The sequence below is a fragment of the Lentimicrobium sp. S6 genome (assembly GCF_013166635.1).
In the GTDB taxonomy this organism is placed as follows: Bacteria; Bacteroidota; Bacteroidia; order Bacteroidales; family UBA12170; genus UBA12170.
The window spans coordinates 1-23,788 of the sequence record NZ_JABKBZ010000015.1; the positions used below are offsets into that span (position 1 = coordinate 1).

23 protein-coding genes are annotated in these 23,788 nt (G+C 36.9%); 15 read left to right on the forward strand and 8 right to left on the reverse strand.

Annotated elements, in window-relative coordinates; translation table 11 throughout:
• Positions 1-115: 115 nt before the first annotated feature.
• Both HNS40_RS07200 and HNS40_RS07205 read right to left on the reverse strand, forming a co-directional pair.
• The gene (locus tag HNS40_RS07200) at positions 116-976 is read right to left on the reverse strand and encodes a hypothetical protein (RefSeq protein ID WP_172279170.1); all 861 of its coding nucleotides are present in this window, start codon (positions 974-976) and stop codon (positions 116-118) included.
• A 9-nt stretch (positions 977-985) separates the two neighbouring features.
• Positions 986-1,807, reverse strand: a complete 822-nt coding sequence (locus HNS40_RS07205; protein WP_172279172.1) for a hypothetical protein — start codon at positions 1,805-1,807, stop codon at positions 986-988.
• A 232-nt stretch (positions 1,808-2,039) separates the two neighbouring features.
• Between HNS40_RS07205 and HNS40_RS07210 the strand changes: the two genes are divergently transcribed.
• From HNS40_RS07210 to HNS40_RS07260, 11 genes are all read left to right on the forward strand, one after another.
• Positions 2,040-3,428 carry a PQQ-binding-like beta-propeller repeat protein gene (locus HNS40_RS07210; RefSeq protein ID WP_172279174.1) on the forward strand — a complete coding sequence of 463 codons (1,389 nt, stop codon included), beginning with the start codon at positions 2,040-2,042 and terminating at the stop codon, positions 3,426-3,428.
• 7 nt (positions 3,429-3,435) lie between these two features.
• On the forward strand, positions 3,436-4,407 hold the full coding sequence (locus HNS40_RS07215) for an NHL repeat-containing protein (protein WP_172279176.1): 972 nt from the start codon (positions 3,436-3,438) through the stop codon (positions 4,405-4,407).
• A gap of 2 nt (positions 4,408-4,409) precedes the next feature.
• Entirely contained in the window at positions 4,410-4,613 is a 204-nt protein-coding gene (locus tag HNS40_RS07220) for a hypothetical protein (RefSeq protein ID WP_172279178.1), read from the forward strand.
• Positions 4,606-5,187, forward strand: a complete 582-nt coding sequence (locus HNS40_RS07225; RefSeq protein ID WP_172279180.1) for a ferredoxin — start codon at positions 4,606-4,608, stop codon at positions 5,185-5,187. The genes HNS40_RS07220 and HNS40_RS07225 overlap by 8 nt, the downstream gene beginning before the upstream one ends.
• 250 nt (positions 5,188-5,437) lie before the next feature.
• Positions 5,438-6,763, forward strand: coding sequence for a 4Fe-4S binding protein (locus HNS40_RS07230; RefSeq protein WP_172279182.1), 1,326 nt, complete (start codon positions 5,438-5,440; stop codon positions 6,761-6,763).
• Between the two features lie 191 nt (positions 6,764-6,954).
• A complete protein-coding gene (locus HNS40_RS07235) occupies positions 6,955-7,314 on the forward strand; it encodes a four helix bundle protein (protein WP_172279184.1) in 360 nt (119 codons plus the stop codon).
• A 170-nt stretch (positions 7,315-7,484) separates the two neighbouring features.
• Positions 7,485-9,437: a PQQ-binding-like beta-propeller repeat protein gene (locus HNS40_RS07240; protein WP_172279186.1), complete on the forward strand. Its 1,953-nt coding sequence runs from the start codon at positions 7,485-7,487 to the stop codon at positions 9,435-9,437.
• Positions 9,438-9,664: 227 nt separating this feature from the next.
• On the forward strand, positions 9,665-9,901 hold the full coding sequence (locus tag HNS40_RS07245; protein ID WP_172279188.1) for a hypothetical protein: 237 nt from the start codon (positions 9,665-9,667) through the stop codon (positions 9,899-9,901).
• Positions 9,883-10,203, forward strand: a complete 321-nt coding sequence (locus tag HNS40_RS07250) for a type II toxin-antitoxin system RelE/ParE family toxin (RefSeq protein ID WP_172279190.1) — start codon at positions 9,883-9,885, stop codon at positions 10,201-10,203. The genes HNS40_RS07245 and HNS40_RS07250 overlap by 19 nt, the downstream gene beginning before the upstream one ends.
• Positions 10,204-10,325: 122 nt before the next feature.
• A complete protein-coding gene (locus HNS40_RS07255) occupies positions 10,326-12,662 on the forward strand; it encodes an NAD(P)H-dependent oxidoreductase subunit E (protein WP_172279192.1) in 2,337 nt (778 codons plus the stop codon).
• 232 nt (positions 12,663-12,894) lie between these two features.
• The gene (locus HNS40_RS07260; RefSeq protein ID WP_172279194.1) at positions 12,895-14,454 is read left to right on the forward strand and encodes an FAD-dependent oxidoreductase; all 1,560 of its coding nucleotides are present in this window, start codon (positions 12,895-12,897) and stop codon (positions 14,452-14,454) included.
• A 52-nt stretch (positions 14,455-14,506) separates the two neighbouring features.
• On the opposite strand, the gene HNS40_RS07265 is transcribed toward HNS40_RS07260, so the two are convergent.
• A complete protein-coding gene (locus tag HNS40_RS07265) occupies positions 14,507-15,205 on the reverse strand; it encodes a hypothetical protein (RefSeq protein WP_172279196.1) in 699 nt (232 codons plus the stop codon).
• 284 nt (positions 15,206-15,489) lie between these two features.
• Between HNS40_RS07265 and HNS40_RS07270 the strand changes: the two genes are divergently transcribed.
• The gene (locus tag HNS40_RS07270; RefSeq protein ID WP_172279198.1) at positions 15,490-16,089 is read left to right on the forward strand and encodes a hypothetical protein; all 600 of its coding nucleotides are present in this window, start codon (positions 15,490-15,492) and stop codon (positions 16,087-16,089) included.
• Between the two features lie 98 nt (positions 16,090-16,187).
• Here the strand turns inward: HNS40_RS07270 and HNS40_RS07275 are convergent, their stop codons facing one another.
• The 4 genes from HNS40_RS07275 to HNS40_RS07290 all read right to left on the reverse strand — a co-directional run bounded on the left by HNS40_RS07275 (position 16,188) and on the right by HNS40_RS07290 (position 19,228).
• Positions 16,188-16,964, reverse strand: a complete 777-nt coding sequence (locus tag HNS40_RS07275) for an SGNH/GDSL hydrolase family protein (RefSeq protein WP_172279200.1) — start codon at positions 16,962-16,964, stop codon at positions 16,188-16,190.
• 75 nt (positions 16,965-17,039) lie between these two features.
• Entirely contained in the window at positions 17,040-17,279 is a 240-nt protein-coding gene (locus HNS40_RS07280) for a hypothetical protein (RefSeq protein ID WP_172279202.1), read from the reverse strand.
• Between the two features lie 145 nt (positions 17,280-17,424).
• Entirely contained in the window at positions 17,425-17,793 is a 369-nt protein-coding gene (locus HNS40_RS07285; protein ID WP_172279204.1) for a porin, read from the reverse strand.
• A gap of 214 nt (positions 17,794-18,007) precedes the next feature.
• Positions 18,008-19,228 (reverse strand): DUF418 domain-containing protein, encoded by a 1,221-nt coding sequence (locus HNS40_RS07290; RefSeq protein WP_172279207.1) that lies wholly within the window; start codon positions 19,226-19,228, stop codon positions 18,008-18,010.
• Positions 19,229-19,344: 116 nt separating this feature from the next.
• On the opposite strand from HNS40_RS07290, the gene HNS40_RS07295 reads away from it, so the two are divergent.
• The 3 genes from HNS40_RS07295 to HNS40_RS07305 all read left to right on the forward strand — a co-directional run bounded on the left by HNS40_RS07295 (position 19,345) and on the right by HNS40_RS07305 (position 22,294).
• The gene (locus HNS40_RS07295; RefSeq protein WP_172279209.1) at positions 19,345-20,448 is read left to right on the forward strand and encodes a PQQ-binding-like beta-propeller repeat protein; all 1,104 of its coding nucleotides are present in this window, start codon (positions 19,345-19,347) and stop codon (positions 20,446-20,448) included.
• 4 nt (positions 20,449-20,452) lie between these two features.
• The gene (locus tag HNS40_RS07300) at positions 20,453-21,529 is read left to right on the forward strand and encodes an alanine racemase (protein ID WP_172279211.1); all 1,077 of its coding nucleotides are present in this window, start codon (positions 20,453-20,455) and stop codon (positions 21,527-21,529) included.
• Between the two features lie 72 nt (positions 21,530-21,601).
• On the forward strand, positions 21,602-22,294 hold the full coding sequence (locus tag HNS40_RS07305; RefSeq protein WP_172279213.1) for an NUDIX hydrolase: 693 nt from the start codon (positions 21,602-21,604) through the stop codon (positions 22,292-22,294).
• Here HNS40_RS07305 and HNS40_RS07310 read toward each other — a convergent pair.
• The gene (locus tag HNS40_RS07310; protein WP_172279215.1) at positions 22,291-23,754 is read right to left on the reverse strand and encodes a M28 family peptidase; all 1,464 of its coding nucleotides are present in this window, start codon (positions 23,752-23,754) and stop codon (positions 22,291-22,293) included. The two genes, HNS40_RS07305 and HNS40_RS07310, sit on opposite strands and share 4 nt — an antisense overlap.
• Between the last annotated feature and the right edge of the window lie 34 nt (positions 23,755-23,788).

The window sequence follows — 23,788 nt, forward strand, 5'->3', positions numbered from 1 at the left end:
TATGAGTGGCACAACTTGCTCCGGTACGAGTGGCACAACTTGCTCCGGTATGAGTGGCACAACTTGCTCCGGTTTGAGTGGCACAGTTACATCGGTATAGGTGGCACAACATGAGTCAGCCTATCCAGTTTATTCCAAACTCTTTGAAAAAGCGATGGATTCTTTTTATAAAAACAGTATAAACAGTGTCTTCTTCAAGGTGACTTCTAAAATTGTAATCCTGAAGTATAAACTTATGATTAGTCAGTTGGGTTTTCAGGTCATTATGCTCTTCTTGTGATTTTGCTGGTGATTTCACCAGTTTTAAAGTTTTAAAATCTTTGGTTTCCCAAACGTCATAAATCTTAAGAATTATAGTATCCTTATTAAGCTCAATAACTTGATATATATCGGGTTCGAAATTAGAAAATGCAGTACTGATCAAATAAGAATATCCATTAAACTCCATCAAATTCCAAGCTGATTGTTTACCCCATCCTCGAATATTATGAGCAAATTTAAATGTTTTGTCATGGTTTAAAATCTTAATGTCATCATTAGTAAAATCAACTCTATATTTGTTTTCTCCATCAAGGAGAAACCATTCGTTTTCAAATAAATTCTCCTCTTTAATGGTTACCTTTTGTGATTCTTTATGTGGTAACTTAACATAAGTGACAATTGTATTATCCCAAGGAAAAATAAGTCGGAGGCTATCTGGTCCAAGATAATTAATGTGTATTTCACTTGAGTCTTGCAAAATGATTGAGCTATTGGTGAATGTTACATTTTCCTCCACTAAACTATCACTATAGCCATGTTGAAATATTCTTTTTCCTGGTTTGATTTCCATAAAATAGCCTTGATACAAAGTATTTATTTTTCCATCTTCAACTGAAGGCACAGATAACCAAGTTCCTTCTAATCCTTTTGGTGGAGTTTTAGAGGGTGGTGTACAGCTGGTGATGATGACTAATAATATGAGTAGTTTTTTCATAATGGAGAACTATTTTGAAAAAGGATTTCTAGTCTTTTTAATCAATTTCCCACCTTCATAGATTTTTTCAACTTTTAAATGGCAATCGTATTTAGAATAGGTTCTCCATGGTCCATGCTTTTCTCCATTTGAAAAGGATTCTAATTTTTGTAGACATCCGATTCTAGAATATTTAGTCCATCCACCATGTTTTTCTCCATTTAAATATGACTCTTCTTTCCATATAACACCATTTGAACGGTAGGTTTTAGTAATGACAGTAGTATCTGTATAATCTGTTGTATAATAAATATCATTCTCGAATGGATTGTATCTAATCCAGTGACAGATTTTTTTTCGTTCTTTAGAGTAATATCCTATTTTTTTTATATGACCATTTTTTAAGAAACTTACAAAAAGAGATTTGTAAACATTGTCACATTCTTTTAAAAGTGCAGAATATTTCTTCATTTCTGGAAAAAACTCAATTGTAGAATGATAATCATATAATGCATACGCTTCTATTTTCCCGCTTTTGGAGTAAAATGAGTGTAGTCCAACCCATTGCTTAGAACCAATTGAATCGGTTATGTAACCAGTGGCCTGAATAACGTTTTTATCATCATAAGCCTCGAAGGAAATTAAGTTTTTGTTATTGACTATATAACTCGTCTCTTTATATATTTCAATATATTTATACTTTTTCTCAGAACATTCATTCCATTTTTTATCTAAATAAATGCTATCATAATTTGTCTGTGCAAAATTGAAGCTAGGAATTAAAATAATAATAAAAGCTAAGTACCTAGAAACAGAACTTCTAAAACGAGAATTGGTAGAATTTGGATTCATAATTGTCAAATTGCTTGTAATTTTCAAATCTAATGAAAAAACCAAATACTTACACATGATAACAGCATAAAATCTAATCACCATTCTTTATACAAAGTAAAAATAAGCCCCAAACCATTTATCATTAAGGCCCAACTTCATATAGTTTTGTATTTTTACCCTGCAAAACTATTCCTACTCACAAAAACTAATACAAATCAAAAACCAACAAACATATCTAATCCTAAGCTCTGTGCTGATAGCGCTGATGCTATTGGCATTTTGGCTGTTTTATAATCCAGTAAAGGATTTTGAAATGAGTGTGCCAGGTATGGATAATCGTCCTGATAGCATTTCTGGAAGTGGAGAGAAAGTGAAGATTGGAGCCGATTTTATTCGTTTTGCTGAATCCTCTAGTCAACTGCAAGGAAAATGGACAGAATTTAGAGGAGGGCAAAGAGATAATATTTACTCTGGAACTATTCCTCTTATCGATAAATTTCCTGAATCTGGTCCTAATATTTTATGGACTAAGGAATTGGGAGAAGGCCATGCTGCTCCTGCCATCTACAATGGCGAAGCCTATATCCTCGATTATATGGAGGATGAAAAAGCCGATGCCCTGCGCTGCTTTTCTCTCGAAACTGGAGAAGAGCTTTGGCGAAGAAGCTATAAAGTCCATATTAAAAGGAATCATGGGATTTCAAGAACCATTCCAGCTGTAAATGAAGATTATATTGTCAGTTTAGGTCCAAAAGCCCAAGTGATGTGCTGCGATAGAAAAACCGGTGAATTGATTTGGGGTTTAGATTTGGTGAAAGATTATCAAGCAGAAATTCCATTTTGGTACACCGGTCAATGTCCTTTGATTATAGATAATGTGGCGATAATAGCTCCCGGAGGAAATAGTTTGCTTATGGGCGTGGATTGTAAAACCGGAGACATCCTCTGGAAAACTCCAAATCCAAATCATTGGAAAATGTCTCACTCATCGGTGATGCCCATGGAACTCAATGGCCAAGAAATGTTGGTTTATGCTGCGGTAGGTGGCATTTGTGGAGTGGCTGCTGATGGTGATAATGCTGGAGAGTTGCTCTGGGAAATGAAAGATTTTGCTCCAAATGTAGTGGCACCATCTCCTCTAATTTTGAAAGATGGAAAAATATTTATGACCGCTGGCTATGGTGCGGGTTCCGTATTGTTTCAAGTGAAAGAATCAGCAGGAAATTATAAAGTAGAGCTATTACAAGAATTCAAACCCAAACAGGGGATGGCTTCGGAACAGCAAACAGCCATATATTTTCAAGACCATATCTTCACCATTTTACCCAAAGATGCCGGAAGCAAAAGAAATCAATTTGTCTGTTGCCAGGCTGATGATGCCATGAATATTCTGTGGACAAGTGGGAAAGAGGAGCGCTACGGGCTCGGGCCTTATGTGATTGCTGATGGAAAATTCTTCATTCTTAAAGATGAAGGAACCTTATCCATAGCTAAAGCTTCTACCAAAAAATTCGTACTTTTAGATAAGCATAAAATACTAGATGGTCACGATGCTTGGGGACCTATTGCTATTGCCGATGGTCGATTGCTGATGCGCGACTCTAAAACATTAGTATGCATTGATATTGAAAAAAGATAAGGATATTATGAAAGGAAATAAAATCATCATACCCATTGCAATTGTGCTATTATTAGCCATTACTGGTTTTATGGCTATGGATTTCTTTGGCGTTTTCGAGAAGCCAAACGAAAATCCTTATGAGTATAATTTAGATACTTTTAAAGATGTCAAACCCCAAGATATTTCCCATAAGGAAATTCAGCAAATCTTCACCCAAATAGAAGCATTACGCGCTATTGCTATAGATAAAGACGATTATATCTATGTAAGTGGAGCTGATAAATTAATCAAATATGATAAATCTGGTCAGTTTCTCCATGAAATAGAAACTGGTTTTGATGCTTTTTGTATGGCCATTTCTGAACAAGGGAAATTATATTTGGGAAGCAGAAAAGAGATTCAGATATACACTTTAAGCCTAGAATTGATTGATACTTGGAAAATACATGCTGAAAATGCCATCCTCACCAGTTTGGCAGTGAATGAACAAAATATTTATCTGGCGGATGCTGGAAACAAAATAATTTTCCGATATGATTTGAATGGGGAGTTTCAAAATGAAATAGGAAGAAAAGACCCCAGTCAAGGTATTGATGGTTTTGTGATTCCAAGTCCTTATTTTGATGTGGCCTTAGGTAGGGATGGAGAGCTTTGGGCGGTAAATTCAGGCCGACATCAATTGGAGTCTTATCAGGAAGATGGTCGTTTGATATCTTCTTGGAAAAAGTCTTCCATGGGAGTAGATGGATTTAGCGGATGTTGTAACCCTTCTCATATTGCTATCCTCTCAAATGGTTCTTTCGTGACTAGTGAAAAGGGCATAGAAAGAATAAAAATCACAAGCCCAACCGGAGAGTTTCTTTCTGTGGTAGCTCCTCCTAAGTCGTTTGATTTAGGAACTAAAGGAATTGATTTGGCGGTGGATTCAAAGGATAGAATATTGGCCATCGATCCTAAAAGAAAACAGATAAGAATCTTTACAAAATTGGAGGAGTAGCCATGTATAACAGAAGAGATTTTATCAGAAAAATATTTAGAACCACTAGCCTTTTATCATTGGCAGTATTGAGTGGTTATTTACTATTCGGAAGGAAAACGGAGGAGGTCTGCGATTTTAGTTTTGTGTGTAGAAATTGCAAAAAGCAAGACAATTGTAGTTTGCCAGAAGCACGAGAATTTCAAGAAAAGAGAGTAAATGAGTAAGGACGAGAAAAATAAGGATTTGAGTAGGCGAGATTTCCTACAAAAGGGATTTCGGCTCACAGCTGCATTGTCGCTAGGAGGTTTGGGAATCTTTTTAGCCAAAGATGCTTCCTCTGAGGATATGCTTTGGCAGCTCGATCCGGCCAAATGTGTACAATGTGGCCGTTGTGCTACCCATTGTGTGGTTACTCCATCAGCAGTAAAATGTCTTCATGTTTTCGATATGTGTGGCTACTGCGATTTATGCGGTGGCTATTTCCGTCCCGAAGCTAAACAATTACATACCGGCGCCGAAAATCAATTATGTCCAACAGGAGCCATCAAGCGAAACTTTGTAGAAGATCCATTTTTTCAATACGAAATCATTGACGAACTCTGTATTGGCTGTGGAAAATGTGTAGCAGGCTGCGATGCCTTCGGAAATGGCTCCTTACAATTACAAGTAAGCCACGATATTTGTGTGAATTGCAATCAATGTGCCATTGCCACCAATTGCCCTGCCGACGCTTTTGAGCGAGTGCCCAGCAGTAAAAAGAATATTTCCAAAGGTTTTAGCGGAGGTGAAGATGTTTAAGGTTAACTGGGATATTAACTTTTTTGATTGCCCCTTCCCTAAAGGGAGCAAAAAAGAATACACAACTTCCTTAGACTTTAGACAGTTTTTTCAAAGAATCCTCCCTTTAGGGTCGGGGCAAAGATTCTTTGAAAAATATATTAGAGAAAATAAGCTAGCACCCAAGCTAGCGCGGATTTGTAATCCGTGCGATAAAAATACTCTCAATACTTCCTTAAGTTTGCACGGAAAACATTTCCGCGCGAGCCTCTTGTATATCACAAGGCTATTCTCTCGTGTTTTTAGCTTTTCTAAAAATTTAAAACCAAGATTAATACCACTTCTCCTAGTCTTATTCTTATCCATCTTTTCCTTCAATGCTTCAGCCCAAAGGTTCCCAAAACCAGAGTTCGAGTCAGGCTTCGAGCAAGAAGCTCATCAACTCACCTTACCTCGTTCCGACTTTATGGAATACTTCGATGTATTTGTATTGCTGGTGGCAATGAGTTTAATCACCTGGTTGGTTTTGAAAAAGAGATCTCGAAAAGGCGTGTTCTGGATGTCCCTATTTAGCATCCTCTATTTTGGTTTTTATCGAGAAGGCTGTGTCTGCTCAGTGGGCTCCTTACAAAATATTGCACTTGCCTTATTTAATCCTGGCTATAAAATCCCACTTACTGTATTGGCCTTTTTTCTGATACCACTTATTTATGCTCTTTTCTTTGGCCGGACTTTCTGTGCAGGAGTTTGCCCATTGGGTGCCATTCAAGATATATTTGCTTGGAAGCCTTTGCAGCTCAAACCTTGGCTACAAAAATTGTTGGGTTTAATTCCTTTTATCTATTTAGGATTGGCCGTTTTGTATGCCGCTACAGCCACCGATTTTGTGATTTGTCGCTACGATCCATTTGTGGGTATTTATAGAATCAATGCAGAATTCACCATGATTGTTCTTGGAGGATTGTTTTTACTCACCAGTATCTTTATTGCCAGGCCCTATTGTCGGTTTTTCTGTCCTTATGGAGTCTTACTAAATTGGATGAGTCGTTTCTCAAAATATCACATGACCATCACACCAAGTGAGTGTATTCAATGTAAGCTTTGTGAAAATTCCTGTCCTTTTGGAGCCATAGAAATTCCAGAAGTCTCAGTGCCAAAAGAACCCAAAAAGAAAAGTGTGAGAAGGTTTGTGTCTCTAGCTATGATTATTCCAGCTTTAGCCATTTTGGGAGCATGGACAGGAGCACAATTTCATGAGAATTTAGCTATGGTTCATCCCAAAATGAAATTAGCGGAGGAGATTTTTATCATCAATGAAAATGGAGGATTTGATGAGAACAGCAGTAAAAAAGAAACATTAGAAATAGATGCATATAGAAGGTCGGGGCAAGCTGCTGAAGAACTATATGCTGAAGCAGATATTATATTAAAACAGTTTTATATAGGTGGGATATGGTTAGGAGGATTCCTAGGATTGGTATTCGGTTTTACCTTGGCAGGTTTGAGTTTATTTAGATATAGAGAAGATTACGAGCCTAATAAAGGAGAATGTTTAAGTTGTGCTAGGTGTATGGATTATTGTCCTGTGGAAAATTAGGGAACAGTTAATAGTGAAAAACTAACAGTTGGGATAGCTTGGGAGGTTTTATACATGTTTTGAATGTTCCTTTCTGGTTGGTAAGGAAGTTTATTTATAAGTTAATAGTTGTTTGGAATTGAGGAATATTAGTTTGTGCTTAATTGAAATATTAGAAATGATAAAATTATAAACGCCTTAAATATAATGTCATGACTGAATCGATTTTAAGAAAAAAGAGTTATTTGTTTGCTGTAGAGATTGTTTTATTAGTGAAGAAGCTTCAGCAAGAAAAGAAAGAATACATATTAACGAAGCAAATTATAAGAAGTGGAACTAGTATTGGAGCTAATATTCGAGAGGCAGAGTTTGCACAAAGTGATGCTGATTTTGTTCATAAAATGAGCATATCTTTGAAAGAAGCTAACGAAACTATTTATTGGTTAGATTTACTGAAGGATACAGATTATTTAGGTAAAGAAGAATATAAAAAGCAAGTTCATAACGCAAAAGAATTATTGAGAATGTTGATATCAACAATAAATACAATGAAAAAGAAAAATAAGAAATAGAGGGAAGAACTTCAGGAGGGTAAACACTGTTACCTATTCACTATTAGTTTTTCACTTTTATAAAATGAAAAAGAAAAACAAGAACAAGAAATAGTTGTATGAATCCAGTGAATACTAAACTGTTAACTATTAGTTATTAACTGTTAACTAAAAACTCTTTCAAATAAAAAATGAAGACAAGAAATAATAACATAAAAACCTGGGAAACCATAGCAAGAATAAGCATAGCATTCGCCCTGCTCATATCCGTGTTGTTAATCGCTAACTATGCGCAATACAAAACCATGGATCCGGTGGAGTCGGAGCTCATTTTAGGTTTGGTACAGCGACTCAATGAAAACCCCGATGATGCACAATTACGCGATCAGATTCGAGCTTTAGACCTGCTATCTCGCAAGGCCTATTTTACCAAGCAGTGGCAGGTTCGAACTGGTGGATATTTATTGTTGATGAGTATCATCCTTTTGGTGATTTCCAAGCAAATGCAGCTTACCAATAAAGGAAAAGAAGTCGATTTTACAGAAAGAGAAGAGGGATTTGCGAGCCAAAAGAAAACCAGACTGTGGGTGAGTATTGCTGGAGGAACTATTGTGGTAATAGCCTTAGCATTCGCTTTTTTAAACCATAAAGATTTGGGTGAGAATTTAAACTATGCTATTGCTCAGAAAACGGAAGTTGAGTCCACTCCGGAAGCTCAAATCACTCCAGCTTCTCAAGAAACCATTATTGAAAATCCGAATGAACCTATCCAGACTCCTCCAGAGGAAATTCCTGCAATAGTTGAAGAAAAACAAGAGGAGCCTAAACCTGAACAAATAGAAGAAAAGATAATAGAAAAAACACCGAAGAAAGAACTTGAAAAAGAAGAATCAGTACAGCAAGAAGAACAAGTAAAAGCAGAGCCCATTGTAGAAGAAGATAAAGTAGTGAAAGAGGAAAACTCAAACACGCCAAGTTTTCCAACAGAAGCAGAACTCAAAGCCAATTATAATGCATTCAGAGGATTTGGAAGCAATGGAATCGATTTCCATAAAAACATTCCTACCACTTGGGATGCCAGCACAGGAGATAACATCCTCTGGAAAATAGAAATCCCCATTCATGGTTATAATTCTCCAATAATTTGGGGTGATAAACTATTTTTAAGTGGAGCGGATGCTAATAAACGAGAAGTTTATTGCATCGATAGAAATACTGGGGAAATCATTTGGACTTACGATGTAAGTGCTGTCCCAGGCTCACCAGAAAAATCACCCAAAGTAACTGATGATACAGGATTGGCAGCTCCTAGTCTTACTACCAATGGAATTCAGGTTTTTGCCCTCTTTGGAAATGGAGATTTAGTAGCCTTAGATTTATCAGGAAATAAACTATGGGATAAGAACCTCGGCGCTACCAATAACCACTATGGTCATTCCTCATCTTTAGTAGTTCATGAGGAGGTTCTAATAGTCCAATATGACATTAAGAAAAATCCCAAACTGATGGGTTTGAACATATTCACAGGAGAACAAATCTATTTAACACCTAGAAAAGTAAAAGTATCATGGGCTTCTCCGGTTCTTGTCAATACCGGAAATGAGATGGAAGTTATCCTAGCTGCCGACCCAATCATCGCCTCCTATCATCCAAAAACAGGAGTAGAGAATTGGCAAGTGGATTGCATTTTTGGAGAGGTTGGTCCTTCAGTTGCCTATGGCGATGGACTAGTTTTTGGAGTGAATGAATATGCCAAATTAGTAGCCATCAAATTGGGTGAAACAGCAGAAATCCTTTGGGAAGATGATGAATTGCTCTCCGATGTACCAAGCCCAATTGTAAAAGATGGGTTGATGTATTTAGCCACCAGCTATGGAGTAGTAGCTTGCTACGATGCAAATAGCGGAGAAAAATACTGGGAAAACGAATTTGATAATGGTTTTTATGGTTCACCCATTTATTCCGATGGAAATATTTACTTAATGGATATGGGCGGAATTGTTCATGTGTTTAAAGCAGGAAAAGAATTTGTATCTATTGCCTCCAATCCTTTAGGAGAAGATGGCATGACCAGCCCAGCTTTTATGGATGGAAGAATTTATCTTCGCGGTAATAAACGTTTGGTATGCATAGGGAAAAAGTAAAGGATGATAGCCCTGAAGTATACATGGAGCGGAGGTGAAATGTAAAAAGGGATAGCGTCCTTGGTTTTCAGACCAGGGCCTCAATCCTTTCGCAATGCTCAAGGCTTTGATCCCTTAGCTAATTTGAAAGGATGAAACGTATCCTTGGTATTAGGCGAAAATAAGATATTAGAAGTTCGAAATATCCATTCATCAATTTCCTTATCTTTGTAAGATAATTCTTCATTATGAGTACAATAGAAATTCGAAATCATATCATGCAACATCTTTCAAAAATCGAGGATGTATCATTTTTAAATGCCATTAAAACGATTATAGAATCTAAAGTTTCTTCAGATTATTATGAACTTAGTGATTATGAAATAGGAAGAGTAAATGAAGCAAGAGAGGATTTCAAGAATCAGAAAACCATTTCAAATGATGATCTCCAAAATGAAATAGGGGAATGGCTGAAAGAAGAATAGAATGGTCTATAGAAGCAAGAAATGATTTATTCCGAATCCTCAAGTTTTATAGAAATCGAATTGAATCGAACAAGTATAGCATAAAACTAAATAATAAGATTTCTAAAACACTTCTCACACTCTCTAAAAACCCCAATATAGGACTGAAAACCAGATTTGAATCAGTTAAAATTTATAATACTGGAGATTATCAAATTATCTATGAAATCTACGACCAACTTATTTTGGTGATTCTAATTTGGGATTGTAGGAGAAATCCATATAATAAGCGGATAGGTAAGCGAATCTCAAAGTATACATAGTCTTTTAGAAGTATTCTAAACTTTACAAAATTGGAGCCAAATAGGCTGGTTTTTACTATCTTCATCCTCTCATTTTATGGATATCAATATTCGTGAAAATCAGCGTAATTCGCGGACAAAATATGAAACAAAAAGTAGATCAAATAATAGCCGAAAAAGGCAGGAAGGTAGAAGCGGTCATACCCATTCTACAGGCCATTCAGGACGAGTATAATTACTTGCCTGAAGAGGCTTTGCAGCATGTGGCCGATAACACCGAGATTACATTGGAGCGTATTTATGGGATTTCTACTTTTTACTCTCAGTTTCGTCACGAACCTGTAGGGAAACACATGATAAAAGTGTGTGTGGGTACCGCTTGCCACGTGAAAGGAGCCATGCAGGTTTATGATGCTTTTAAACGAGAATTAAACATCCCAGAACAAAAAGAAACGGATTCAGATGGACTTTTTACAGTAGATAAAGTAGCTTGTCTTGGGTGTTGTACCATTGCGCCCGTTGTGCAAATCGACCAAACTACTTTCGGACATGTAGAGCCTTCCAAAGTAAAAGAGATTCTCGAAGATTTTCTCTCCTCGGATGTAAATCCAGCAACCTCAAAACTCGCAGCAAGTTTAAGTGATGCTAATAAAGACGGAGAGGTGAGAATCGGATTAGGTTCTTGCTGTGTGGCTAGTGGAAGTTCCGATGTGAAGAGAGAACTAGAGGAATCTTTACAGAAAAACCAAGCCAATGTGGATGTGAAAGAAGTGGGCTGTGTGGGTATTTGTAATCAGGTGCCTTTGCTCGAAATTCATAAACCCAACGAAAGCCCAACTTATTATACAAAAATAAAAGCCGAAGAGGTTAGTGAAATCATCAGGAAACATTTTAGGTCCAAGAGTATTTGGACCCGATGGAAGAATGATATTTCTGGAATCATAGACCAATATGTATTGAAAGACATCCCAAAGTCGGTTAAAAGATATGATTCTGAGCAGGTGGATACACCTGTTGCTGAGTTTTTAGATGGTCAGATTAATATTGCCACAGAGCATAGAGGATTTTTACAACCCACTGATTTAGAAGAATATTTAAAACTAGGAGGATTCCAGGCTTTCAAAAAATGTCTTAAGGAATTAGATCAGGATGCTATTATTAAATCCATTGAGAAGAGTGGATTGAGAGGAAGAGGCGGAGGAGGTTTCCCAACCTATAGAAAGTGGGAAATGGTAAAGAATGCCACCGATGATGAAAAGTATATTATTTGTAATGGTGACGAAGGTGACCCCGGTGCTTTTATGGATAGAATGCTTTTAGAATCCTATCCTTTTAGAGTGATTGAAGGTATGATGATTGCCGCTATTGCTGTGAAGGCCTCCTCTGGAATATTTTATATCAGAGCAGAGTATCCTTTGGCCGTGAAGCGAATCAAAGAAGCCTTGTATTTATGTGAGAAAGCAGGCTTGATAGGGAATAATATTTTAGACAGTGGAATTGATTTTCCAATTGAAGTTTTTGAAGGTGCTGGTGCTTTTATCTGTGGTGAAGAAACCGCTTTAATTGCTTCCGTAGAAGGAAATAGAGGATTGCCTAAAATGCGTCCGCCTTATCCAGCCATTAAAGGCTTGAATCAAAAACCAACTTTAATAAATAATACAGAAACCTTTGCCATGGTGCCTTGGATTATTCGTGAAGGGGCTGAGAAATTTGGAGAAATAGGAACTGATAAAAGCAAGGGAACCAAGGTTTTTGCCCTTGCTGGAAAGATAAATAGAGGAGGTTTGATTGAAGTTCCCATAGGCATTACTCTAAGGGAAATTGTGGAGCGCATTGGAGGAGGAATTCCTAATGGCAAAGCTTTTAAAGCGGTACAAATTGGAGGACCTTCGGGAGGTTGTATTCCTGCTTCCATGATGGATACTCCCATCGATTTTGAATCTTTAAAAGAAGCTGGCGCCATGATGGGCTCCGGTGGTTTGGTGGTTTTGGATGAAGACGATTGTATGGTAGATATTGCCAAGTATTTCTTAAGCTTTACCCAAGATCAGAGTTGTGGAAAATGTACTTTCTGCCGTATTGGAACCACTAGAATGTTAGATGTTCTAGAGAAAATCACCAGTGGGAAAGGGGATATGGAAGATTTAGAGGTGTTGGAAAAATTAGCTTATAGTACCAAAAAAGGGAGCTTATGCGGTCTTGGGAAATCCGCACCAAATCCTATTCTATCTACCTTGAAATATTTCAGAGAAGAATATTTAGAGCATATCAATGGCACTTGTAGTACTGGAAAATGCCATGAAATGATAGAGTATTTCATAGAGGAAGAATGTATTGGATGTACCAAATGTGCACAAGATTGTCCCACCCAAGCCATTGCCCTAAAACCTTATGAAGTACATGTGGTGGAGAATGAGAAATGTATTAAATGCGATATCTGTCGCCAGGTTTGTCCTGTAAATGCTGTAATCATACGATGATTATTTTCTATAAAAAGCTAATGCGGATTTGTAATCTGCATAATAAATGAAGATTAAAGTCAGGCACACGGATTGCAAATCCGTGCAAGCAGAATGCAGTAATCATATAATGATTATTTTTAATGAAAAGCTAGCGCGGATTTGCAATCCGTGTAATAATGAAAGAATAATGTTTGGTGCACGGATTACAAATCCGTGTTAGTAGAACGGTAGTAAAATTCAGTTTAAAAAGATGATTAAACTCAAAATAAATAATCGATTTGTGGAGGTTGCTGAAGGTATATCAGTACTTAAAGTAGCAGAGAGCTTAGGCATTGAAATCCCTACCATGTGTTTCAAAGATGGTTTTGGCAATCACCCCAGCTGTATGTTATGCTTGGTGAAAGATGCTAAAAATGGACAATTACATCCTTCTTGTGCTTTGCCAGCTGAAGAAGGTATGGAAATCATTACTGATGATGAGGAGATTTATAAAGCCAGAAAAGAATCGTTAGAATTACTCTTGAGCGATCATGTGGGAGATTGTGAAGCACCCTGCCGTACTGCTTGTCCCGCCTATATGGACATACCAAAAATGAACCGATTGATTGCTGAGCGAAAGTTTGATGAGGCATTACGATTGGTGAAAGAAGAGATTGCTCTTCCACTCATCTTGGGCTATATTTGCCCAGCTCCTTGCGAAGGTGCTTGTAGAAGAAGTCAGGCTGAAGCACCTGTTAGCATTTGTGAATTGAAGAAAATGGTTGCCGATGAAGACTTAAAGTCCGATGATTACTACTTACCCGAAAAATTGGCCTCCTCAGAAAAAAATGTTGCGGTAATCGGTAGTGGCCCCGCAGGATTGTCTGCTGCTTTTCATTTACTTAAATTGGGTCATTCGGTAGTGATTTTTGATCAGAATGAAGAAGCTGGAGGAAGCCTCCGATATGATATCCCTGAGGAGAAATTACCAAATTCTGCTGTAGGTGCAGAAGTAAAAATGGTAGAGAATTATGGAGCAGAATTCCGATTGAATACCACTATCGATAAAACCATTTTTGAAGATGAATTAAAGAAGGATTTTGATGCTGTCGTTTTTGCCTTAGGCAATTTTGAGGATGGTATAATGAAAGACTTCGGCTTCGAGAATAATAAATTTGGTTTACTAGCTGATAAAGCCACCTTACAAGTCAATGGAGAAGGAATATTTGCCTGCGGAAATGTGATTCGCTCCAGGAAAATGGCAGTGACTTCAGTGGCACAAGGAAAACAAGTGGCCCATTCTATCCATGATTATTTAGCTAAAAAAACTCCAGAAAAAATCTATCGAATGTTCAATTCTAGATTTGGTAAGTTAAAGCCCGAAGAAGTGGGAGAGTATTTGAAGGAAAGCCCAGAAGCAGAAAGACTAGAGTTAAACAAAGAGTCAAGAGTTTTTACAATGGATCAAGCAGTGGAAGAAGCTGGGCGTTGTATGCATTGTGAATGCCGAAAACCACATACCTGTAAACTCCGTATTTTCTCCGACGAATATCAAGCCGACCGCAGAAGGTTTATGTTTGGAGAACGCAAAACCCTTAAAAAACACATGCAACACGAGCTTATCGTCTATGAGCCAGAAAAGTGTATCCGATGTAATCTTTGTGTGGATATTTCTGCATTGCAAAAAGATAGTTTGGGATTTACGAGTATTGGTAGAGGATATACTGTTGAAATCAATATTCCCTTCAATAAAAACATGAAAGATATTTTTGATAAAACCGCTTTGGAATGTGCAGAGGCTTGTCCTACTGGAGCTATTAGTTTGAAGTAAAAGAGGTCCGCTAATTTTCGCGAATAAAACTAATTTTCACTAATTGAATTAACTAATTAATCCATTGTCTTTCTAATTTTACTACTTTCCAATTTTCTTGTGTCTCTAATAGAGCAATAAACCCAACGCCACAATCCATTTCGCATCCCCAATATTCAAACATAATAATTCCAAGTTGATCATCATGGAAGAACCTTGAAAAACGAATATGACCACCATATAAAAAAGGATACATGTTATAGAATAGATCTTTAAATTCATTGTCAAATTCAGAAAATGATTTTAAACGATACTTCATATATAGGCTTGTATTTAATTTTTTAACTCTAGCTTTTGTCCTTTCTTTACTGTTTGATTTTAAACTATCAATGAGAAAATGATAAATCTTATTATCATTGTTTTTTATAGTTGCCCAACTATAATTTGAAAATAAACTATCTGACATTGATAAGAAAATATAGGAACTATCTTGAATAGGTGTATTTATTCTCCTTAAATAATACCATTTTATGTTTTCTCTATATACACGATCATTTCTTATAAGTTGATTCAATACTGTGGAGTCTAGTTCTGTTCCGGGAAATGGATATGGAGGAGGTGGTCCCAACCTAGGGAATACTGTTCCATTTAAGAAATTTGATTCCTCTAAATAATGAATTGTTGCAACAATAGCTTTTTCATTCTCTGTTTCAATATCTTTTTCACAAGATAAAAGAGGTAGTAATATTATTAGGAGTAGGAGTCTTTTCATGCTTTTATTCTTACAAAAAGCAAGCCATATTGATTTTAGTAAGAGCTAATTTTAAAACTTTTTTATTGTCCCAGGGGAGCTAATAGTTTGATTTGATGATGGTCTACTAATTTTTGTGGATGGAGCCAATTAGACTAATTCAGATAATCAATGACTGGAAATCATTATGAATTACCACTTTGCGACCTTTGCATGTTTTTCCTCTGCCCCCTTTGCGTGGAATCTTATTTTTAATCATAAAACAATTTCATCTACTTTTACACTCAAAACTAATCAAGCCCACAATGATGAAAATATCAAGCATCCTCAAATCATTTTTTCTAATCAGCTTATTGGCTGTTTTTACTTTGCAAACCAATGCTCAATCTAGTGCAAAAAGTCAAAGGGATGCACAAATCAGTAAATCAATAGGCCATGGGGCCCTAATTGGAGGACTATCGGGTTTAGTATTTGGGAGAGGTTTTGGTGGAGTAGTGGGTGGAGCTATGATAGGCGCAGGAATAGGAGCAGTGGCAGGAGCTGTGAATGGAAGCTCAGATAATCCTCAACTGCAAAGTGAAGTAGACTTCTTGATTGACAAATATGGAGAAAGCAATATGCTAGGCTATGTAGATTTAATGGAATGCAAACATGATGAAGCCATCACTCACTTTATAGAACAAGAATTCTCTAATAATAAAGATTATAAAGTGGCCAGCCTTTGGATGAAAGCCATCACCGAAAAAGATAGAGGAAATACAGAACGTTGTAATGAACTCTATCAATTGATTGCTAATAATGACTCTAGATTCGAAACTCCACAAAATGCAGAGATTCAAGTGATAGAATTATATATTGGTTTGATGGCGGATAGAGAGTCTTATGAGATAGTTTGTGGGGAATAGAATCAAGTTGATTTATTTTCTTTGTGGAACTTAGTGAATCCTTTGTGCTTCTTCGTGTAATCGCTTTTGTAATAACTGTTCTAAGAATAAACAGAGCATTATTTTAATATCTTTTTTTCAATTATAAAATCCACAACATCCTTAGCCCAAACCTGATAAGTAAATTTTGATGGATGAACCCCATCACTGAAAAATTCAGAAGCTTTACCTTCTACTTGATATTTCTTTTTCCAAGATTCTACGGTGATCAGTTCTTGTGAGAAATATACATCATCAAATGATTTGATGGTTTCGTCGAGTTCTTTTCCTAACATATCCACTAAATTCCCCACTGAAAAACGAATAAGCCTGCTAAAAGCTGGGAATTCTTTGATGGGAGGCATATTCATAAATACGATGGGTGTATTGGGAAATAGTGCTTGTGTGTCTTTTAAAAGCGCAATGATATTTTCTCGCCAAGTCTTAGGGCTATTCATAGCAAAGGAATCGTTTGCGCCCAAAGCAATCACTATGATATCGAAATTCCGTTCTGTGATTTTAGGAAGGATCTTAAATCGAACTCGTTTTGCTGTATAGCCATTCCTAGCATAAACTCTCCAATAGACATTAGTATTTAATCGGCTCGATATTTCCTTGGCAATAGTTCCTCCAATGGCCTCCTCATGGGTTTCTGCTCCTACACCAGCCATACTACTCTCACCAATACATAGTAAACGGAGGCTTTTATCAGAATTAACTTTTACATTTCCTTCTATTCCTGTGGCTTCGGGCAATCTAGGAACGGTTCTTTTAATGATTTCTCCTTGGATATAGATGATAGGTAAAATGGGAAGCACCAAAGGAGCGGCAAGTATATATTTAGTCTGAGGTTTCATAAACAATATTTAGCTACAAAGGTGATTCATTTTCTCGATTCTGAAAAGTGAAAATCCCTTAAAAATGGTGTTGTTCTAGCTTTCTGATTGCTCAGCAAGTTCTTCATTCCTCATGAATATAGCCTGAAAGGTTTTGAAGGTAAAAGCCAGAACTACCGCACCAATAAATAATCCAATAATTCCACCAAGTACCATCCCGCCAGTAGCTCCCAATAAAATAGCCAACATAAGAATATTAACTCCTCTACACTTTAAGATAGGTTTAATGAAAGAATCGCTGATGGCCCAAGCCAAACTCCAAATGGCAAAAATCACAGCGGGGGTGGTGTTGGCATAGCTGAATACACGATGATGACTGGCAAAATAATAAAGGCTAGCGGCAGTTGAATGATAGCTATGAATAGAATGATGAGGGATACTACTCCTGCAGCTGGAAAACCAATGGCAAATAAAGCAATACTTAAGAATATGGTCTGCAATACGGTCGTTCCCAACACCTTTGAACTACTCCGCGAATGGTGGCACTGGCTAACTTGGCAAACTCTTTTCCTTCTTTTCCAGCAAAGAAGTTGTCGGCTTGTTGAATAATATCCGAAAATCCATATACATAAATCGGGTTTAAACCGAATTCTATTCCTCCCCAGCCGGCCCAGGTTTTACCAACAGTAAGTTGCCATTTTGGAGCAATATTGAAGCGTAGAAAGGCAAAGTTAAGGCCTTTAAAAATATTATCAATAGATTGAGGTTCAAAGGTGAAGGTATATCTATTGTTTGAAATGGAAAATTTTTCATGAACATAAGCCTTAATTTCCAATCTGAATTGCTCCATACTAAATTTGATGAAAGGTGTGTTCCGTCTTGAAACCGACTGGTAAAACCAGAACGAAAATGCATCAATACATCTATGTTCTTAAACAATTTTTGTTTCTCAATAGTGATGATACTGCTGGTGCTTGTAGTATCATCTTGTTCTACTTGTGCAAAACTCGTGAATACAATTCCAACTAATTAAGATCAGGAATATAACTTTTAGTTTCATGATTCTAGCTTTTGTCCTCTTTTTTCATCGATAGAAATTTTCCATAAGTTAGACTCCTCCATAGCCATTCTAATGGACCAAAAGTGTAATACTTTAACCAAAGTTTAGCCAAATACACTTGTAAAATGAAAATAATAACTGCAATGATTTCCGCTTGCCATAGCGTAATCTTCCCAAAATATCCTAAGGCATAAGGATAGAAAATTAAAATGCCAAAGAAAGTATGACTGAGGTAACTGGTAAACGACATTCTTCCAGCAAACTTTAATCCCGACATCATATTTTCTCCTATCTTGGTTTTATAGAGGATGGTAATAATGGAGATATAGGCAAAAGCCATATTTATCTGCCCAAAACTGAATAGGAATTTATAAAGGATATCGTTCCAAGTGCTAGGAAATTGGCCCATGCTGCCACCTACTTGTTTCGATAAGAGGGTGAGCCCCAAACCTAAAATAGAATAGATGACAAGGCGTTTCACAGAATGTGCTTTCTCTTGAAAATAGCCTGTGTACATTAAGTAATAACCTAAAATGAACAGTGATAGTAATTTAAATGGACGCCCAGAAGGCAATAAATCGAACCAGCGCCAAAGCAAGTTATGCCAATTCATTTTTGTGACTTCCCAGAAGCTTCCATTCATAAAGGGTTCTACGAGTTGTGTGGGTTCGATATCTAAATGGGTTTTTAAGGCCAAACTCTTTTCAGGATTCATAAATCCAGGTTTCCACATCAGCATAAAGATGTCAATAAGTAAGGGCATCATAAATGCAAGAGCAGAAACGGTGAATAGTTGTTTGGGTTTTAGGTTTCTGAACAAGGTGAAAAGAAATCCAACGAAAGCATAAATCATTAAAATATCGCCAGACCAGAAGAAGCTATGAATAGCTCCAAAAAGGATTAAAAACCCGAGTCTTCGATAATAAATGGGCATAAACTCAGCTTGGTTATTTCTGTTTTTATGGAACTGAAAATAGAAACCAATTCCAAAAAGAAGCGAGAAAATGGTATAGAACTTGGTGTCGACAAAAATTCCGATAAGCTTATAAATCATCAAATCGGTTTCGAAGCTGGGCCATAGTTTAATCTCTGTAAAAGGGAGAAACCTCACTCCACTAAAGCTCATAATATTGGCCAATAAAATTCCTAAAACGGCGAATCCTCTCAATGCATCAATGGCTTCTACTCTGTTTTTTCCTTTGGTAGGGGACTGTTTGGTGGGCATAAACATTAATTTTGTTTTGGGTTTTTAGATATTTTACAAGTATAGTAAAAAAATGACAATGCCTATTCTATTGTCATGCATAAAAATTGAGTAATTTTGAGGCAAAAGATATGTTTATGAAACCAATACTTTTTCTTTTGTTATTCCTTCCATTATTGAATTTTAGTCAATCCTTTGGTTGGAATATTAACCGAGGAGACCAAAACTTAAGTGGAGTCACAAATGTTGAGATAGCCGATCAGCTTGAAGTGAAATGGACTTTTAAGGCAAATGATGTGATCAAGAGTTCGCCAGTTTTTGGAGGGGATTTGATATTTGTGGGCTGTGATGATGGAAGTTTATATGCCCTCAATAAGAAGGGTGAGCAGGAATGGAAGTTTCAAGTGGAGACCAGTTTTGAAGCACCACCCATGTATTTAGATGGATTGGTTTATATTGGTTCATTGGAGGGGGGTCTTTATGCTATTGATGCCAAAACTGGAGAAGAAAAGTGGAGCTATGAAACCGAAGGTCAGATTTCAGGCTCGGTGAATTGGGCATACTCGTCCGACCAAAAAACCAAACAAATTCTCTTCGGCAGCTACGATTTCTTTCTTCATTCTGTGGATGCTCAATCCGGAAAGCTCCTCTGGAAGTATGAAACCGATAATTATATAAATGGAGCTGCTGCCATTTATGAAAATCTAGCCATTTTTGGAGGCTGTGATGGCTACCTTCATTTGGTGGATGTTTATACAGGGAAAGTAAAAGACACCATTATGATGGGGACTTATATTGCTTCGTCTTCTGCCATTCATGAACATTATGCCTATTTTGGAAATTACGATGGAACTTTTTTTAAAACGGATTTAAAGGAAATGAAGATCATTTGGAAGAACGAGCAAACAGGCTCTTTTGTGGGTTCTCCTGCTGTTAATGAAAGTAAAGCCATCATTGGTTCTCAAAACAGATATGTCTATTGTTATGATACAGAAAGTGGAGATGTTTTGTGGAAATTTAAAACCCTGAGAAAGGTAGACAGTTCACCGATTATTGCCCATGATAAAGTCTTGGTAAGCTCCACTGATGGGAGAGTATATGTTCTTGATATTGAAACAGGGGAGAGGCTCTGGTCTTACGAAATAGGTAGCCCTATTATTGGAACTCCTGCAATCAATAAGAAGATGATCATCGTGGCAGCTCAAGATGGTAGTATATTTTGTTTCACCGAAAAAAAATAGAAAAATGACTCGCCCAACTTTAACTTTAAACACCCTTCAGGCTAAAAAGAATATTCAGAAGATGAAGGCTATTTGTGAGCAGCATGAAATGGATTTTCGACCTCATTTTAAAACGCATCAATCTCCTCAAATAGCGGAATGGTTCAGACAAGAAGGCATTGACAAGTGTACTTGCTCATCATTAGATATGGCTTATGAATTTGTAAACCATGGATGGAAAGATATTTGTGTGGCTATTCCTCTAAATGTGAGAGAAATGCAAAAAGCGAATCTAATAGCTAGTCAAGTGAAATTATCCTTATGTGTTGACCATTTGGAAACCCTCACTCGTTTGGCTCAAGAAACCTATTCTCCCATTTTTGTTTTTATAGAGATTGATACGGGATATGGAAGGAGCGGGGTTTATTATGAAGACAGAACTTTAATCAATAGCCTCCTCAAAAAGATTGATGTTACTGAACATCTGGAATTCTCTGGATTTTTAAGTCATACCGGCAATAGCTATCATTCATTAAATGCTAAAAAAGGAAGAAGTATTTTTGAGGAAGCCAGAAAAAACATGGAGGAGCTTAAGAAGGAATATATGGAGCAATATCCTCAAATGATCCTCAGCATGGGAGATACCCCTTCGAGTAATTTCGCCGACAAGTTTGATGGGATTGACGAGTGGCGCCCCGGAAATTTCATCTTCTACGATTTTATGCAATATGCTATAGGGGCTTGTGCAGAAGAGGAAATCGCAGTACGAGTAAAATGTCCGGTCATTGGTATTTACCTCAAAAGAACAGAAATTGCCATTTATGGTGGTGGAGTTCATCTCTCAAAAGATTCCATACAATACCAAAAAGAAACCATTTATGGCTGGGCCCATTATGAAAATGAAAGTATAGCAAATGGATTTCCTGTTATAAGCCTAAGTCAAGAGCATGGAATTATCAGGGTTTCTGAAGCCTTTCTCAAAAGAGTAAAAATTGGAGATATTTTAGATATTATCCCCATTCATAGCTGCATGACAGCGGATTTAAATGCCTATTATTTAACAGAAGACAGTCGGCAAATATCTAAGTTTCGTACTTATTAGAATATTTTAGCACTATTTAATTTCTTCAATTTCTGTGATTTACTAAATTTGTAGCACCAAAAAACTAATATCATGGAACGAAAAGACATTGAAGAGTATTTTAATGTAGCTCTAGCTACCTCTCTAGTTATTTTTGGTTTCGACTTGGAAAAACTCCACGTACTATTGAAACTAAAAGATGAAAACCCTTATAAAGGAGCCTATATTTTACCCTCGAAATATATAAAACCAGATGAAAGTATCGATATTTGTGTCAAACACCTCTTGGAGGAATCTATAGGGAACGAAGAAGCCTATATTGAACAGCTCAATGCCAGTGGTAAGGTGTTTCGTAACCCTCTGGGAAGGGTTGTCAATATTGGTCATTATGGGCTAATCAGATATGATAGTGATGAGTCCATGAAATGGTCGAAAACAGGATTGAAATGGTTTCCTTACGATGAAATTCCCGATTTGGCCTTCGATCACAATGATATCATCGATTTTGCCAAAGAGAGATTGAAGAGAAGGGTAAAACGTCGTCCGGTTGGTTTTAACCTTTTGCCAAAAGAGTTCACCATTACGCAATTACAGGCGCTTTACGAAGAAGCACTGTCCAAGTCATTCGATAAAAGAAATTTCAGGAAAAAGATTTTCAACTCCAATTTACTCGTTGACTTAGAGAAGACAGTAGAATCAATAAATGGAAAAGATTCTAAGCTTTATAAATTTGATGAAGATAAGTATGCTAAGATGTCATTAAAGGGATATGATTTCTTGTTTTAAAACATATACCCAATCGTAAAATAACTAGCTCGGGAACTCATCTTTGGCGCATCTTGTTCTTTCATAATTTCGGAGAAGCCATTCTTGAAGTTTAGACTCACAAATATGGAGCTCACTTCCAGTCCTATTCCAAATACTAAGCCTGTTTCTGATTGGTGGAATCGATTTTCAAAATCTAAGGATTCTCCCCCTGCTTTTCCAGAAAAATGATAGGAATAGTAAGCTCCTGCTGAAACATAGAAACGACTATTCATTTGTCCCATTCCAGAAGCCAATACTAAACTGACAGGCGTACTGATGCTTTGTGTTCTGAAGTTTCCATCAGGGAATCCGCTTCCCATTGAAGAGTAAAGTACTTCGGGTAGTAAAGAAATGTTTTTGGTAATTTTTAGTTGGGTCATCAGACCTATTTCATAGCTAAATTTGTTTTTACCATTATAAAAGTCATCTGAATAATGATGATGGCTACTTCCAAAACTGGCTTTTAAACCATATCTGAGTCTTGGGACTCCTCCATTTTTTGTTTGTGCGATTAGATATTTACTTGGCTCTAGTTTTTCTTGTTCCGCTAACTTTATCGTCAAGTCGAAAAGAAGCTCTGTTATTTCCTTCATGCCATTATAGTCGATGGTTTCTGCATCATCTTGAGGTTTGTGGTATGGGCCAACAATTCCCGAAGAAATATAAAGTGCAGGAATTCCAAAATCTCCAAATGGCCCCGAATCGGTTCTTTGTGATACTTTCTTACCGGAATTCTTAATCTTGATTTGATGGTTTTTGGCCACTTCTTCCAAGATGTCATTTCCTCCATTAACACTAGCCATAGCGCCAATCACGCATTGTTGGCTCTCCGAATATCGACCTATCATATCGATACTCATCATTAGCTTTATATCATCAGCAGGAAAGAATTCCTGTTTTAATACCTTAGTAGAGCCAATCAACCCACTTTCTTCTCCATCAAATGCAATGAGAATAACACTACGTTTCAATAAATGACTATTTTCTTTTAATGCCCTCCCCAGTTCTATCACACCTGAAGTACCCGATGCATTATCATCGGCCCCATTATAGATAATTTTTTCGCCTTTAGAATTATAATAAAAGGATACATGATCATAATGTGCACCCAAAACGATATATTCATCTTTTAATTTGGAATCACTTCCTTCAATCAGAGCAATTACGTTGTGACCAACAAGATTGGTGGTGCTGAAATAGGTATTAAAAGGATGCAGATAAGAGTCTCCAATGGTTTCTAGACCAAATTCTTTAAAATAGCCAGCAATATAGTGAGCGGCTTTTAATCCTGAGTGAGTGGAGAGGCCTCTACCTTCTAAGGAATCACTAGCCAACACATAAACATGTTTTTTTAATGAATCGGCTGAAACTTCAACTTGTGCAATAACATTAATTCCACTGATGAGGATGACTAAAAAAGTTAGGATGTGTTTTTTCATAGATAGTTGATGTGTTTTTGAGGATGTCAAAGAT

Coding starts and splice junctions, on each gene's coding strand:
- HNS40_RS07200 (WP_172279170.1), bottom strand. CDS start 976: ATGAAAAAACTACTCATATTATTAGTCATCATCACCAGCTGTACACCA.
- HNS40_RS07205 (WP_172279172.1), bottom strand. CDS start 1,807: ATGAATCCAAATTCTACCAATTCTCGTTTTAGAAGTTCTGTTTCTAGG.
- HNS40_RS07215 (WP_172279176.1), top strand. CDS start 3,436: ATGAAAGGAAATAAAATCATCATACCCATTGCAATTGTGCTATTATTA.
- HNS40_RS07220 (WP_172279178.1), top strand. CDS start 4,410: ATGTATAACAGAAGAGATTTTATCAGAAAAATATTTAGAACCACTAGC.
- HNS40_RS07225 (WP_172279180.1), top strand. CDS start 4,606: ATGAGTAAGGACGAGAAAAATAAGGATTTGAGTAGGCGAGATTTCCTA.
- HNS40_RS07235 (WP_172279184.1), top strand. CDS start 6,955: ATGACTGAATCGATTTTAAGAAAAAAGAGTTATTTGTTTGCTGTAGAG.
- HNS40_RS07240 (WP_172279186.1), top strand. CDS start 7,485: ATGAAGACAAGAAATAATAACATAAAAACCTGGGAAACCATAGCAAGA.
- HNS40_RS07245 (WP_172279188.1), top strand. CDS start 9,665: ATGAGTACAATAGAAATTCGAAATCATATCATGCAACATCTTTCAAAA.
- HNS40_RS07250 (WP_172279190.1), top strand. CDS start 9,883: ATGGCTGAAAGAAGAATAGAATGGTCTATAGAAGCAAGAAATGATTTA.
- HNS40_RS07255 (WP_172279192.1), top strand. CDS start 10,326: ATGAAACAAAAAGTAGATCAAATAATAGCCGAAAAAGGCAGGAAGGTA.
- HNS40_RS07260 (WP_172279194.1), top strand. CDS start 12,895: ATGATTAAACTCAAAATAAATAATCGATTTGTGGAGGTTGCTGAAGGT.
- HNS40_RS07265 (WP_172279196.1), bottom strand. CDS start 15,205: ATGAAAAGACTCCTACTCCTAATAATATTACTACCTCTTTTATCTTGT.
- HNS40_RS07270 (WP_172279198.1), top strand. CDS start 15,490: ATGATGAAAATATCAAGCATCCTCAAATCATTTTTTCTAATCAGCTTA.
- HNS40_RS07275 (WP_172279200.1), bottom strand. CDS start 16,964: ATGAAACCTCAGACTAAATATATACTTGCCGCTCCTTTGGTGCTTCCC.
- HNS40_RS07285 (WP_172279204.1), bottom strand. CDS start 17,793: ATGGAGCAATTCAGATTGGAAATTAAGGCTTATGTTCATGAAAAATTT.
- HNS40_RS07290 (WP_172279207.1), bottom strand. CDS start 19,228: ATGCCCACCAAACAGTCCCCTACCAAAGGAAAAAACAGAGTAGAAGCC.
- HNS40_RS07295 (WP_172279209.1), top strand. CDS start 19,345: ATGAAACCAATACTTTTTCTTTTGTTATTCCTTCCATTATTGAATTTT.
- HNS40_RS07300 (WP_172279211.1), top strand. CDS start 20,453: ATGACTCGCCCAACTTTAACTTTAAACACCCTTCAGGCTAAAAAGAAT.
- HNS40_RS07305 (WP_172279213.1), top strand. CDS start 21,602: ATGGAACGAAAAGACATTGAAGAGTATTTTAATGTAGCTCTAGCTACC.
- HNS40_RS07310 (WP_172279215.1), bottom strand. CDS start 23,754: ATGAAAAAACACATCCTAACTTTTTTAGTCATCCTCATCAGTGGAATT.